Raw genomic sequence first — 13761 nt, 5'->3', positions numbered from 1 at the left:
TCAAGCCACTCCGGCGGCCAGTGTGGCCAGCACCAGTTCATGCGGTGCGGACGTGATGCTCGGGCTGCCCAGGGGTTTCAACAGGATGAATTTGATGGCGCCGCCCTCGTTCTTCTTGTCGACCTCCATCAGTTCCAGCCAACGCTCGACACCGAGGTCCGGCGCCTTGACGGGCAGGCCGGCGGCGGCGACGAGTTTGCGCACGCGTTCGACGGCCGCCTGGTCGATATAGCCCATGCGGCACGACAGGTCGGCCGCCATCACCATGCCGCAGCCGACGGCTTCGCCGTGCAGCCAGTGGCCGTAGCCCAGGCCCGCCTCGATGGCGTGGCCGAAGGTGTGGCCGAAGTTCAGGATGGCGCGCAGGCCGCCTTCACGTTCGTCCTGGCGCACCACATCAGCCTTGATTTCGCACGAGCGGGCGATCGCATACGCGAGGGCGCCCTTGTCGCGCGCCATCAGCTTGGCCATGTTCGCTTCGATCCAGTCGAAAAACGCGGCATCGATGATGGCGCCATGCTTGATCACTTCGGCCAGGCCCGCCGACAGCTCGCGCGCCGGCAGGGTTTCCAGGGTCGAGGTGTCGGCGATCACGGCGCGCGGCTGGTAGAAGGCGCCGATCATGTTCTTGCCCAGCGGGTGGTTGATGCCCGTCTTGCCACCGACGGAGGAATCGACCTGCGCCAGCAGGGTGGTCGGCACCTGCACGAAGCCGATGCCGCGCATGTAGCTGGCCGCCGCGTAGCCGGTCAGGTCACCGATCACGCCGCCGCCCAGGGCCACGAGGGTGGTCTTGCGGTCGCATTTATTGGCCAGCAGCGCGTCGAATATCTGCATCAGGCTGGCCCAGTTTTTATACTCTTCGCCGTCAGGCAGGACGATGCTGATCACTTCGCGGCCATCGCTGGCCAGCGCCGCCTGCAGGCGGCCCAGGTACAGGGGCGCGACGGTAGTATTGGTGACGATGGCCACCTTGTGGCCGCTGATATGGCGCAGCAGCGCATCGGCGTCGGCCAGCAGGCCGGGACCGATGGCGATCGGATAACTGCGTTCGTCGAGGTCTACGCTCAACAACATTTTGGATTGCTCGTTCATCGAAGGCTCTGCATGAATGACGCAGTTGGGCGAAGCCTCGCATTCGAGGCTGGCCAGCTGCATCAGGATGGTCTGAACCATCGATTGTACGTTAGGACGGCCCGTGTCGATCACAATGTCGGCCACTTCCATGTAATGGGGTTCGCGCTGCGACGTCAATTCTTCCAGCTTGCGGCGCGGGTCGGCCGTCTGCAGCAGGGGGCGGTTCTTGTCATGGCTGGTACGCGCCAGGATGTTGCTGACGCTGGCGCGCAGGTAGACGACCGTGCCCCGTTCCTTCAGGTAAGCCCGGCTGTCGGCGTTGAGGATGGCCCCGCCGCCCGTGGCCATGACGATGCCTTCCTGGGCGCTCAGGTCGCGAATGACCTCGGCCTCGCGCCGGCGAAAGCTGGCCTCGCCCTCGATTTCAAAGATCCACGGGATGGTCGCCCCCGTGCGTGCCTCGATTTCGTGGTCGGAATCGACAAAGCGCAAGCCCAGCTTGCGGGCCAGGATGCGCCCGATCGTGGTTTTGCCTGCACCCATGAGGCCTACTAAAAACAGATTTTGCATGTGCTGCGACAATTAATTTGGATTACGACAATCAGTGGCTTGCCCATACGGACTAATGACGCCTGGAGGTGAAACATCCACGCGGTTAAAGTCCGTCGCCAGCCCCGGAAGCAAAGTGTAACCGACATAAGTTGCCTCCGTCCCGGAACTATTGCCACGAATCGTCAATTCGACGTCCAGCCAGTTCGCTCTGTCGCGCGGATAAGTCAGGGTGACGATCGCTGTTCCCGAGCTGTCGGTCTTGCCGCCGGTCGACAGATTGAGCGGAATGCCCGGGTCGAGACGGCCGTTGAGGTTGAAGTCATTATTCGGATTGAAGGTGCCGCTGCGGTCCCGGTCTTCATTGTCACATGCGTTCGCTGTCCTCACGACCAGCCACGACTGGGCAGCCTGGGAATACTGCAAATACCCCTTGTAATAATAGCGGGGCCAGGCGGCGGCCGTGATGATCACGTCCGGCACAGGGTTGCCGGCGGCGTCCGTCACAAACACGCTATACGATTTGCGATAGGTGCTGCTGTCGGAGGCGTCGAGCGCATTGCCGCTGCCGGCGCTGATGAACAGCGATTTTTTCGTCACCGTCAGCTTGACCGTGGCGGCATTGCTCGACACGCCCTGCAGTTGCGCCTTGACAACAACGCCATCGACACCGGTGGTACCCTGCCCCGCGATATAGCTGACCGTGGCCACGCCATCGCTGTCGGTGGCGACCAGAGAAGGCGAACTCAGGGAACCATTGCTGGCATCGGACTGGATCGAGAAGCTCACCTGTGCATTTTTGACCAGGTTGTTTTCCACCGTGCCATCGCGCACGATGGCGCGCAAGGCGCTGCGCTGCGCGGTGCTGCCGGCCGTATTGGCGCCGATGACCGCCGGGTCGGCTTGCAAGCTGATCGTGGCCTGCGCCGTCAGTGGCGCAACAAACTCCACTTCTGACTGCACCGAGGCGCCGCTGCCTTCATACTTCGCCGTCAGGGCGGTCAGGCCGGCGCCGCTGGCCTGCACGTAAGCGATGGCATTGCCTCCCACCAACGCCAGCGGCGCCAGCAATGGCGTTCCGCAGGCGGCATCCTGATAGATGGCGCCGCGCGACGTGCTGAAACGCACGCTGCCCGTTTGTGGCACGCCAGCCACATCGCTATGCACCGTCACCGCATAGCAGGTATTCGTGCTCAAGGTGGTCAACGCCACGTTGCCGCCCGACACGGCATTGATCGTGAAGTTCGATGCATTAATTGCAATAGGCAACACAACGCTGTCGCCCTGCGCCTTGACGCTGATGCTGTCGCTGCTGCCCGCCTGGGCGTTGTAGCTCAACACCAGTTGGCCGTTGTTGTCGGTCAGCGCGGGACTGGCGCCGCCACCCTTGACCGTAATCGCATTGCTGCGGGCGCTGAAGGTCACCGGCTTGCCGACGAGGGGATTGCCGCTCGAATCGACCAGCTTGACCACCATGTCGGTGTTCGTATTGAGGTTCACCGTCGAAAAGGCACTGATGACCAGCCGGGTGCCGCTGACGCCAATGTCCGTGCTGGCCGTCTGCGCGCCGGCGCTGGCCGTGACCTTGATCGTGCGCAAGCTGGCGTCGCCGCCTGTATTCAGGCTGACCTGAGCCTGTCCCTGCGCATTGGTATTCACCTTGGTCGCGCCCAGCGCGCCCGAATCAGCACTGAATGTCACGCTGGCATTGGGCACGACGGCATTATTGGCGTCCTTGACAAAGGCGATCATGTTGACGGCCGTACCGCCCGACGAGGCCAGGGTGCCGCCGGAAGACGTCAGCAGCAAGCTGGCAATGCCGGAGGTCACGGGCACCACTTTCACCACCACGGGGACCGATTCAACGCCGCCGCTGCTGGCCTTGATGGTAATGTCGCGCAAGCTCGCATCGCCTTTGACGCTGAGCTTTTCCGTCACCGTGCCATTGGCATCCGTCACGCGGTTGGTGTTGCTGATGATGCCGGAACTGGCGGTGAAGGTCACCGTCTGGGCTGTCATGGCATTGTTGCCGGGATTTTTCACCACTGCCGTCAGCACGACTTCCGTGCCGTCCGCGCCCGAGGCAGCAATCGTTGTTGCGCCAGCAACCAGTACCACACTGCCGACGCCGGCATTCGCGCCATCCTTGACGCCCAGGGTCGGATCACCGCCACCGCCGCCACATGCGGCCAGCAAGGTGCCCAGCGCCAGCAAGACCAGCCAATTCGATACCCTACTCCAATAAGTGTTGCCACAAGATACATTCCGCATAGTCGCCATCAGTCCGCTTTCGTTTGCATTGTTACTTAAACGTAAAGATGTGACATTAACGTGTTGCTGGCCGATCTGCCACTATTTTCGGCGTAATAAACACCATCAGTTCCGTTTTTTCTTGACTGCGGCCCGTGCTGCGAAAAAAAACACCGAGCACGGGGATGTCGCCCAGCAGCGGCACCTTGCTGTCCGTACCCCGCTCGGATTGCTGATAAATGCCGCCCAGCACCACCGTGCCGCCGTCTTCCACCATCACTTGCGTGCGCACATGCTTGGTGTCGATGGCAAAGCCGGAACGGGTTTCCTGGCCCACGCTATCCTTGTTGACGTCCACTTCCAGCACCACGTTGCCGTCCGGCGTAATCTGCGGCGTCACTTCCAGGCGCAGGTTGGCTTTGCGAAACGTGATCGACGTGGCGCCGCTGCTGGTGGCCACCTGGTACGGCAGCTCGATGCCCTGCTCGATCAGCGCCAGCACCTTGTCAGCCGTCACCACGCGGGGACTGGAAATAATCTTGCCCCTGCCATCTGCTTCCAGCGCGGACAGTTCCAGGTTCAGAAAACGGTTGGCGCCCGCCGAAAACAGGCTCAGGGCGAAACTGGCCGGCTGCAAGCCATTGATGCTGGCGGCCGGCAAGTTGACGAATTGCGTGTTCGGCACGAAAGCGCCGGCGCCGGCCACCGTTTGCCCCGTCGCCTCGCCCACGCCCTGGTAACTGCCGCCGATGGCCGCGCGGCGCCCGCTGCCGCCCAAGGAAAAGCCGGGCAGCTGGCCCGCCGCCAGGCGCTGGTCCGTAAAACCCAGGCGCGCGCCCAGGTTACGGCTGAAGCTGTCATTCGCCTCGACGATGCGCGCCTCGATCATCACTTGTCGCGTAGCAATATCTGTCTTCGCGATCAGCTGACGAATCTGCTCCAGGCGGGCCGGTACGTCGGTGACGAACAGCTGGTTCGTGCGCGGCTCGATCAGCACGCTGCCACGGCGCGACAGCAGCCGGCTGCGCCCTTCCCCCGCGTCCAGGCCGAATACGCTGCGAAACGCTTCGGCCTTCTGGTAATTGAGCTGAAAGATGGCCGACTGCAAGGGTTCCAGTTCCGCGATCTGCGCGCGCGTTTCGAGCTCCAGCTTCTCGCGCGCCAGCATTTCCTCGCGCGGTGCGATCCACAGCACGTTACCATTGCGCCGCATGTCCAGCCCTTTCGCCTGCAGCAACACATCGAGCGCCTGATCCCACGGCAAGTCGCGCAGACGCAGGGTCACGTTGCCCGCCACGCTGTCGCTGGCAACGATATTTTGCCCGGACGCATCGGCCAGGATATGCAGGGCCGCGCGCACGCCCACATTCTGAAAGTCGACGGAGATTTTCTCGCCCGCATACAAACGCGGCGCCGTCACCAGCACCACGGCTTCCTGGGCAAGGCTGCTGGCATGCCAACACAGCATGGCGGCCAGGAGCATGCGGCGCGGCCTCATGGCGCCGCCTCGGGCAAGCTGGCCTTCGCACTGGCCCCCGCCACCTGCAAGGCCAGGCTGCCGCGCCGCTCGCGCCAGGGGCCATCGGCCTCGCGCAGCAGTTCACGGTAGTGCACGGCCTGTTCAGTGATGTCCGTCACCACGCCGTGGTCTTGCCCCAGGTACTGGCCCACCGCCACCCGGTACACGCGCTGGCCCGCCAGCAGCAGCGCGTTCAGGCGCCCGTCCTGCTGCACGCTGCCGACCATGCTAATGGCCGGCAAGGCCACGCTTTCCAGCGCTTCGCGCACACGGCGCGCATCAGGCCCCGCCACGCCGCCACGCTGACCGGACTCGGGCGTTGGCGGCAATGCATGAAAAGGATCGGCCAAGGCGGCCGCCGCGTAGGGATGCGGCGCGACAGCGGCAAGCGGGCGCCATGCCGCTGCAGCTGCGGGCGCACCCGTCTTGTTCAACAATGCCGCTTGCGCCGCCCGTTCCCCCGCTTCGGGCAAGCGATACGCGTGCAGCACGGCATCAAGGGTCAGCAAACGATCCTTGCCGAGGCTCAAGGCCAGCTCATGCACCGTGACGATGCGCGGCAGGCGCGCCAGGTCCGCCAGCAGCGCGCCCATGGCGTGGTAGCCGCCGCGCAACTGTATAGCGATCGGCAAGGCGACATACGGCGCTTGCGGCTGGGCCGCACCGGGCTTGAACAGGGAAAATTGCAAGCCGCGCGACTGGCCTGCAGCATTAATCTGCGTCAACAGCAGCGCCATCGCCTGCTGGTCGGGCAGTTGCTGTTCCAGCAGGGCCAGCTCGGCGCCGGCCTGGCGCTGCTGTGCGCGCCAATGCGGCAACTGTTGCGCCCTGGCTTGGGCCGACAGATAAGCGGCGCGCACGCGGGCCTCCTCGCCTTGCCCCGCCTGCACGGCCGCCAACAGTCCATCAAGCCACGCAAGGTACAGCAGGGCCGTCACCAGCGTACCGGCCAGGGTGGCGCAAGCGAGGCGCGCGGGTAGCGGCCACAGCGACGCGGTCTTCAAGCTCAGCATGATCAACCTCCACCACTAAGATTGCCCATCGGGTGCCAAAGCCAGCCGTATCGTCCATTCCACGGCGCCATCGGCCGCGCCGCGCACTTCCAACACTTCCGGGCGGGACCAGGGCGCCGCCTGTTCGAGCGCCAGCAGCAATGCCGCGACCTTGTCCTGCGACGCAGCGTGCCCCTGCAAGCGCACCATCGCCGTTTCCTGGCGCACACTGTGCAAGGCCACGCCGGCCGGCATCGCCCGCGCCAGCGCGTCCAGCATGCGCACCCAGGCATTGCGTTGCTCTTGCAAACTGGCAATGGCTTGCTGGCGCAGCAACAGCGCCGCCGTCTCGCCCTGCACCCGCTGGCCAGCGACAAGCATGGCATCGACTTGCTGCATGGCACTGCGCCAGCCTTCCTGGCGGCGCGACTGCGCGTCGAGCTGGTAGCGCAGCCAGGCGCCTGCCGCCACGGCCAGCAGCAATCCCAGCAGCGCCCCGCCCGCCAGTTGCCACAGCAGCAGCTGAATGCGCCTGCGCCGTGCCGCGGGGCGATGCGGCAACAAGTTGATGCGCTGCACTGGCGCCCGGCCCGTCATCGGGCGTACCGGTGCAAGGCCAGCCCCCAGGCCAGCTGGTAGGCCTCGCCACCGTCGGGCAAGGCTTGCCAGCCACCTTGGGCGAGCGCCGCCTGCAAGGCCAGCGCCTCGCTATCCATGACGACGGCCAGCAAGCCCGCCGCCCTGGCCGCATCGAGACGGCGCTGCACGCTAGCGCGCCGCGCCGCCACCAGCAGCACGTCGACTTCCTTGCCTGTGGTGCCGGGCAGCGGCGGCGCGGGGCCGAGAATGAAAAAATCCAGGCTGGCGTCTTCCAGCGCGAACGGCATGTATTGCGCCGCTTCCAGTTCCACGAGGATTTCCAGCTGTTCTTCCGGCAATCCGGCAGGCAGGCGGATCGCATGCGTGATCAGGGCCGTGGCCGGCATGGCCAGCGCCACCCGCGTGCAGGCGCTGCCACTGTCGCGGCAGGCCTGGCGCAGGGCATCGGCCAGGCCCTGCAAGTCTTCGACATTGCCCTCCAGTATCACGCCGGGCGCCAGCGCGGCGGCAGCGCAATGCCGGCACGACAGTTTTCCACGCCGGCGCCGCAACTCGACCACGCGCACGGCATCGTCCGCGATGTCGACGCCCAGCAAGCCGATGCCAAGCAAACTGCTGATGGACATGTTTTTCATAGAGAAACGTCAGCGTGGGAGGGGTTCCTGCCATCCGAAAGCCTAGTCCCGGCAGCGCTGGCTTGTAAACGGATTTCACGCCGGAGTCTGCGGCGTGTGGCGCCTATCTGGCCAGACCGTGATCTGGCGCAGAATAATTGTTACCAAATCCTGGTTGCCAGCGGGCCAATACACGCTTATATAGAGTATCGGCAAGTTTCGACTATCCCTCCGGCAAGCGCCACGGCGCGCTGCCACCCCGGCAAGCTCGCTTATAATTGGCCGGCATAATTAACCGAAAGACATACGACGCATGACATCTTCAAAATCCGCTGGCCCCGCTGGCTCGAAGCCGCCCACCAAGGGCAGCAAACCCAAACGTTTCCTGCTGATGGCCCTGGTATCGCTGCTGGGCCTGGGCATCGTCGGCGTCTTGCTGGTGGTCTTTGGCCTGGCCATGGCCTATCCGAACCTGCCGGCGCTCGATACCTTGACCGATTACAAGCCCAAGATGCCGCTGCGCGTGTTCACGTCCGACAGTGTGCTGATCGGCGAGTTCGGCGAAGAGCGGCGCAACATGGTGCACATCAAGGATATTCCCGATGTCATGAAGAAAGCCGTGCTGGCCATCGAAGATGACCGCTTCTATGAACATGGCGGCGTCGATTACCTGGGCATCACCCGCGCGGCCCTGCACAACCTGACGGGCGGCGCCAAGCAAGGCGCCTCGACCATCACGCAGCAGGTGGCGCGCAATTTCTTCCTGTCCAGTGAACAGACCCTGAAGCGCAAGGCGTATGAAGTCTTGCTGGCCTGGAAGATCGAGAAAAACCTCAGCAAGGACCAGATCCTCGAAGTGTATATGAACCAGATTTATCTGGGACAGCGCGCCTACGGCTTCGCCTCGGCCGCGCAAATCTATTTCGGCAAGAACATCCAGGACCTGACCGTGGCCGAAGCGGCCATGCTGGCCGGCTTGCCAAAGGCGCCGTCGGCCTACAACCCCGTCGTCAATCCGAAACGCGCGCGCATGCGCCAGCAATACATCCTGCAGCGCATGGCGCAGCTGGGCTACATCACGCCGGAGCAATACACGGAAGCCAAGAATGAAGAGCTGAAAGTGAAAACCGACAGCAGCGCCTTCGGCGTGCACGCGGAATATGTGTCGGAAATGGCGCGCCAGCTGGTCTACGAGCAATTCAAGGAAGACACGTATACGCGCGGCCTGAACGTCTACACCACCATCACCAAGGCCGACCAGGACGCCGCCTACATCGCCTTGCGCAAGGGCGTGATGGATTACGAGAAACGCCACGGCTACCGCGGCCCGGAAGCGTATATCGAGATTCCGAAAACCAAGGCCGAAGCCGATGACGCGATCGAGACGGAACTGGCCGACCACCCGGACAGCGACGACATCATCGCCGCCATGGTGCTGCAAGCATCGCCCAAATCGTTGCAGGCAGTCACCTCGGCCGGCGAGGAAATCACCATTACCGGCCCCGGCCTGACCTTCGGCGCGGCCTGGCTGTCGGACAAAGCGGCGCCGAACCGCCGCATCAAGCGCGGCGCCGTGATCCGTGTCATGCAGGAAGGCAACACCTGGGTCTTGACGCAGATGCCGGAAGTGCAATCGGCGTTCGTCTCGGCCAGCACCACGGACGGCGCCATCCGCGCCATGGTGGGCGGCTTCGATTACAACCGCAACAAGTTCAACCACGTCACACAGGCGTGGCGCCAGCCCGGTTCGGCCTTCAAGCCCTTCATCTATTCCGCGTCGCTGGAACGGGGCCTGTCGCCGGCCACCATCATCAACGACGCGCCCATCTCGTTCGACGCGGGCCAGACTGGCGGCCAGGCGTGGGAACCGAAGAACTACGACAGCAAATACGATGGTCCGATGACCATGCGCAAGGGTTTGATGAAATCGAAGAACATGATTTCCATCCGCATCCTGCACAAGATCGGCGCCAAGTATGGCCAGGAATACGCGACGCGCTTCGGCTTTGACGCGGACAAGAACCCGCCGTACCTGACCCTGGCCCTGGGCGCCGGCAACGTGACGCCGCTGCAGATGGCGGGCGCGTACGCAGTGTTCGCCAATGGCGGCTACAAGATCAACCCGTACCTGATCGCCAAGGTGACCGATAGCGACGGCAATATCTTGTCGCAAGCCAAGCCGGACCTGGCGGGCGAGGAAGCCAACCGGGTCATCGACGAGCGCAACGCCTTCATGATGAACAGCATGCTCAACGACGTCGTGCGCTTCGGCACGGCGAACAAGGCCATGGCCTTGAAGCGCCCTGACCTGGCCGGCAAGACCGGTACCACCAACGATTCCATCGATGCGTGGTTCGCCGGCTACCAGGCCAAGCTGGTGGGCATCGCGTGGATCGGCTACGACCAGCCGCGCAACCTGGGCAACCGAGAAACGGGCGGCGGCCTGGCCTTGCCGATCTGGATCAGCTACATGGCGAAAGCCCTGAAGAGCATTCCCGTCGAGGAACGCGCCGTGCCGGAAGGGCTGATCCACGTGGGCGACGAGTATTACTATGCGGAAAATCCGCCGGGCACGGGCGTCGGCAGCCTGGAAGGCGCGGCGCGCGGCACGCCGGAGGAAGAGAAAGCCAAGGAAGCCGTGAAGAACGAGCTGTTCTAAGTTCGTTTGACGCAAAAAGGGCAGCCTGAAGAGGCTGCCCTTTTTTATTGCGCGCGGCTAAAACAATTACTTCAGCACAACGGGAGCACCCGCCTGCTCGCTGGCCATGGCCGACAGGGCCGCAAACAGTTCCGAACCGTCGCGCGTGTTGCGCCATTCGTCATCCACGCGCTTGTAGTGGAAACCGCCGGAACGGGCGGCTACCCACATCTCGCGCATGGGGGCCTGGCTGTTGACGATGATTTTCGTGCCGTTATCGATGAATTCGATTTCCAGCACATTGCCGCTGCGGCTGCATTCGACGTCGAGCACGTCTTCATCGTTCAGCCGGTCCAGCGCCGCCTCGATCTGGGTCAGGGTGGCTTCGGCCAGGGCCAGGAATTCCGATTCGCTCATGCTACACTCCAAAGATCTTAATCAAACCGTGATTCTAATCGTGAAGTCATCCTCAGCGTTTTATATCGGCACCGCCATTGTGGTTTCTAGCGTCCTGGCCGGCTGCGGCCAGCCTGGCCCCCTGTACCTGCCCAAGCCGCCAGCGGCCAAGGGTGCGCCAGCCAAAGGCCCCGTAGAACCGGCGCCCGTGCCGCCGCCACCGGTGATCGTGCCGGCAACCTAAGTCGAGCGTACCGGGGTGGCTGCCTTGGCCGCCCTGACGCTCTTCTCCCGCTTGCTCCAGGCGAAAACCACGCGTATTAACAGCAGTAGCGCGACGATACTACCAAAAAGTATCGGTTGCGCGAAATTATGCTTGCCCGCCTTCATCCACCAGAAGTGCAAGATGCCCAGCGGCGCGATGATGTAGATCAACCGGTGCAGCCACTGCCAGCGCTTGCCCCCCAGGCGTTTCACCATGCCGTTCGTGCTCGTCACGGCCAGCGGAATCAGCAAGACGAAGGCGATGAAACCCACGGTGATGAACGGCCGCTTGAGCACATCCTTCCACATTTCCTGCACATCAAAAAAGTGATCGAACCATAAAAAAGTGGTGAAATGCAGGGCCGCGTAGAAAAAGGCGAACAGGCCCAGCATGCGCCGCAACTTGATCAGCCAATTCCATTGCGTGAGGCGCCGCAAGGGTGTCACCGCCAGGCTGATGCACAGGAAATACAGGGTCCAGTCACCCGTACCGCGCGTGATGAATTCCAGCGGCTCCACCAGTTGCCCCGTGTACGTCAGCCACACCATGCGGGCAAACGGCAGCAGTGCCAGCAAAAAAACCAGACTTTTGAATAGCGACAATTGTCTCGGCGTGGGGTTGAAGGCCATGGTCTTTCCTTAAAAGAACTTCTTCAGATCCATGCCCGCGTACAAGGAAGCGACATCGTTGTAGCCATTGAACATCAGGGTCTTGCGCTTGCGCGTGAGAAAACCGTCTTCGCCGATGCGCCGCTCGGAAGCTTGCGACCAGCGCGGATGATCGACGTTGGGGTTCACATTCGAGTAAAAACCGTATTCGGACGGCGCCGACAGGTTCCAGGACGTGCGCGGCTGTTCCTTGACGAAACGGATCTTGACGATGGATTTGGCTGACTTGAAACCATATTTCCACGGCAACACCATGCGCACGGGTGCGCCATTCTGGTTCGGCAAGGTTTCGCCATACATGCCCAGGGTCAGCAGGGCCAGCGGATGGTTCGCCTCGTCGATGCGCAAGCCTTCCGTATACGGCCACTGCAGCACTCTGCTGCCCACGCCCGGCATCTGCTTCTTATCGGCCAGGGTGATGAATTCCACGTACTTGGCATTGCCCGTCGGCTCGACCTTCTTGATGATTTCCGAGAAGGAATAACCGACCCACGGGATAACCATCGACCAGCCTTCCACGCAGCGCAGGCGGTAGACGCGCTCTTCCAGCGGCGCCAGCTTCAGCAGCGCGTCGAGGTCCAGGGTCATCGGTTTCTTGACTTCGCCTTCGATGCTGACCGTCCACGGCCGCGTGCGCAGGGTGCCCGCGTTTTGCGCCGGATCGCTCTTGTCCGTGCCGAATTCGTAGAAATTGTTGTAGCTGGTGGCGTCTTTATAGGCCGTCTGCTTTTCCAGCGCCGAATAGGCGGGATTGAGCCTGGCTGCCAGCTTGGGATTGGTGCCTTGCGCGAACGCTTCGCGGCTGGCCATTTCCAGCAAGGCCGCGCTGGACACCGAGCCCAGCGCCACTTGCTTGATGAAGCTGCGGCGCGATTCAAACACGGCGCGCGGCGTGATTTCGGAAGAATACGGCAACTCAATGCCGTTGGGACTGCGCTTGATCAACATGGCGGCTCCGGGAAAAGGTGATTATTTGTACCTTACACCAGTTTTCCCGAGCCGTTCATGACGCTTCTGTCATGCAAAAAACAATTAAAGCTTGCCGTAAGAATGTAATCCAGAAAGGAACATATTCACGCCCAAAAACGCGAAGGTCGTCACCAGCAAGCCCACCAGCGCCCACCACGAGGCGACGCGGCCGCGCAAGCCTGTCATCAGGCGCATGTGCAGCCAGGCTGCATAGTTGAGCCAGACGATCAGCGCCCACGTTTCTTTCGGATCCCATGACCAGTAGCCGCCCCACGCTTCGGCCGCCCACAGGGCGCCCAGGATGGTCGCTACCGTGAAGAAAGCGAAGCCGACGGAAATGGCCTTGTACATGACGTCGTCGAGCACTTCCAGCGACGGCAGGCGGTCGACCAGGTAGCCGCTCGACTTGAGCAGGTAGGCTGCGGCCACCATGGCCGACAGGGCGAAGGTGCCGTAGCCGATGAAGTTGGCCGGCACGTGGATCTTCATCCACCAGCTTTGCAGGGCCGGCACCAGCGGCTGGATTTCGGCCGCGTCGCGCGTGACCGTGTACCACATCAGGAACACGACGGCCGCCGAAATGACCAGCATGACGAAGGCGCCCAGCTGGCGCGTCGCATAGTGCTGCTCGTAATACAGGTAGAACATGGCCGTGATCAGGGAAAACAGGATGAACACTTCATACAGGTTCGACACGGGGATATGGCCCACGTCGGCGCCGATGAGGTAAGACTCGTACCAGCGCACCAGCATGCCCGTCAGGCCCAGCACGACGCCGGCCCAGCACAGCAGGGAGCCGACGGATGAGCCGAATTCCGAGCGCGCCACCAGGCCGATCCAGTAGAACAGGGTCGACAGCACGAAAAGCGTGCCCATCCACAGGATGGCGGACTGGCTCGACAAGATGTATTTCAGGAAGAATTTCTGGTTCGCCATTTCCAGGTGGCCCGCGTACAACTCGATGGCGAACAGCGACAGCACGGCTGCCACGGGGATCAGCCAGCGCACGGGCTTCCAGTACCAGCCCAGCCAGGCGAACGTGGGCGCCGCGGCCAGCAGGATGGCTTTTTCATAGATATCCATGAAGGCGCCAAAGCGCATCAGGCCGAACAGGGAGGCCGCCAGCAAGCCTGCGCCATACAGCCAATCGATCAGGCTCAGGCGCTTGAAAAATCCTGGTTCCTGCGTATATATTTGCTTGTTTGCCAATTCCATCATTTTCTC

11 protein-coding genes and 1 pseudogene are annotated in these 13761 nt (G+C 62.7%); 2 read left to right on the top strand and 10 right to left on the bottom strand.

The window, feature by feature from the left end:
* From aroKB to pilM, 6 genes and pseudogenes are all read right to left on the bottom strand, one after another.
* Positions 1-1620 (bottom strand): bifunctional shikimate kinase/3-dehydroquinate synthase AroKB, encoded by a 1620-nt coding sequence (gene aroKB / locus AC3IQ7_RS03375; protein WP_489208355.1) that lies wholly within the window; start codon positions 1618-1620, stop codon positions 1-3.
* A gap of 39 nt (positions 1621-1659) precedes the next feature.
* Positions 1660-3840, bottom strand: coding sequence for a beta strand repeat-containing protein (locus AC3IQ7_RS03370; protein ID WP_489208354.1), 2181 nt, complete (start codon positions 3838-3840; stop codon positions 1660-1662).
* Positions 3841-3952: 112 nt separating this feature from the next.
* Positions 3953-5278: pseudogene (locus tag AC3IQ7_RS03365) on the bottom strand (type IV pilus secretin PilQ); the annotation flags it as partial.
* A gap of 92 nt (positions 5279-5370) precedes the next feature.
* Positions 5371-6408: a pilus assembly protein PilP gene (locus tag AC3IQ7_RS03360; RefSeq protein ID WP_489208353.1), complete on the bottom strand. Its 1038-nt coding sequence runs from the start codon at positions 6406-6408 to the stop codon at positions 5371-5373.
* A 15-nt stretch (positions 6409-6423) separates the two neighbouring features.
* Positions 6424-6948 (bottom strand): PilN domain-containing protein, encoded by a 525-nt coding sequence (locus AC3IQ7_RS03355; protein WP_489208352.1) that lies wholly within the window; start codon positions 6946-6948, stop codon positions 6424-6426.
* 32 nt (positions 6949-6980) lie between these two features.
* Positions 6981-7613: a pilus assembly protein PilM gene (pilM, locus tag AC3IQ7_RS03350; RefSeq protein ID WP_489208351.1), complete on the bottom strand. Its 633-nt coding sequence runs from the start codon at positions 7611-7613 to the stop codon at positions 6981-6983.
* Between the two features lie 301 nt (positions 7614-7914).
* Between pilM and AC3IQ7_RS03345 the strand changes: the two genes are divergently transcribed.
* On the top strand, positions 7915-10260 hold the full coding sequence (locus AC3IQ7_RS03345; protein WP_099378449.1) for a penicillin-binding protein 1A: 2346 nt from the start codon (positions 7915-7917) through the stop codon (positions 10258-10260).
* A 66-nt stretch (positions 10261-10326) separates the two neighbouring features.
* Here AC3IQ7_RS03345 and cyaY read toward each other — a convergent pair whose 3' ends face one another.
* Positions 10327-10656, bottom strand: a complete 330-nt coding sequence (gene cyaY / locus AC3IQ7_RS03340; RefSeq protein WP_099378448.1) for an iron donor protein CyaY — start codon at positions 10654-10656, stop codon at positions 10327-10329.
* A gap of 40 nt (positions 10657-10696) precedes the next feature.
* Here cyaY and lptM point away from each other — a divergent pair, with 40 nt between their 5' ends.
* Complete coding sequence (gene lptM, locus AC3IQ7_RS03335) at positions 10697-10879, top strand: LPS translocon maturation chaperone LptM (RefSeq protein ID WP_034778304.1); 183 nt, start codon at positions 10697-10699, stop codon at positions 10877-10879.
* On the opposite strand, the gene msrQ is transcribed toward lptM, so the two are convergent.
* From msrQ to ccsB, 3 genes are all read right to left on the bottom strand, one after another.
* Positions 10876-11529: a protein-methionine-sulfoxide reductase heme-binding subunit MsrQ gene (msrQ, locus tag AC3IQ7_RS03330; RefSeq protein ID WP_099378446.1), complete on the bottom strand. Its 654-nt coding sequence runs from the start codon at positions 11527-11529 to the stop codon at positions 10876-10878. The two genes, lptM and msrQ, sit on opposite strands and share 4 nt — an antisense overlap.
* 9 nt (positions 11530-11538) lie before the next feature.
* Positions 11539-12516 (bottom strand): protein-methionine-sulfoxide reductase catalytic subunit MsrP, encoded by a 978-nt coding sequence (gene msrP / locus AC3IQ7_RS03325; RefSeq protein ID WP_099378445.1) that lies wholly within the window; start codon positions 12514-12516, stop codon positions 11539-11541.
* A gap of 84 nt (positions 12517-12600) precedes the next feature.
* Complete coding sequence (gene ccsB / locus AC3IQ7_RS03320; protein WP_034753239.1) at positions 12601-13752, bottom strand: c-type cytochrome biogenesis protein CcsB; 1152 nt, start codon at positions 13750-13752, stop codon at positions 12601-12603.
* Between the last annotated feature and the right edge of the window lie 9 nt (positions 13753-13761).

This window comes from Janthinobacterium sp. GL_088 (assembly GCF_057837845.1).
This window is presented reverse-complemented; position numbering and strand designations above follow the sequence as displayed.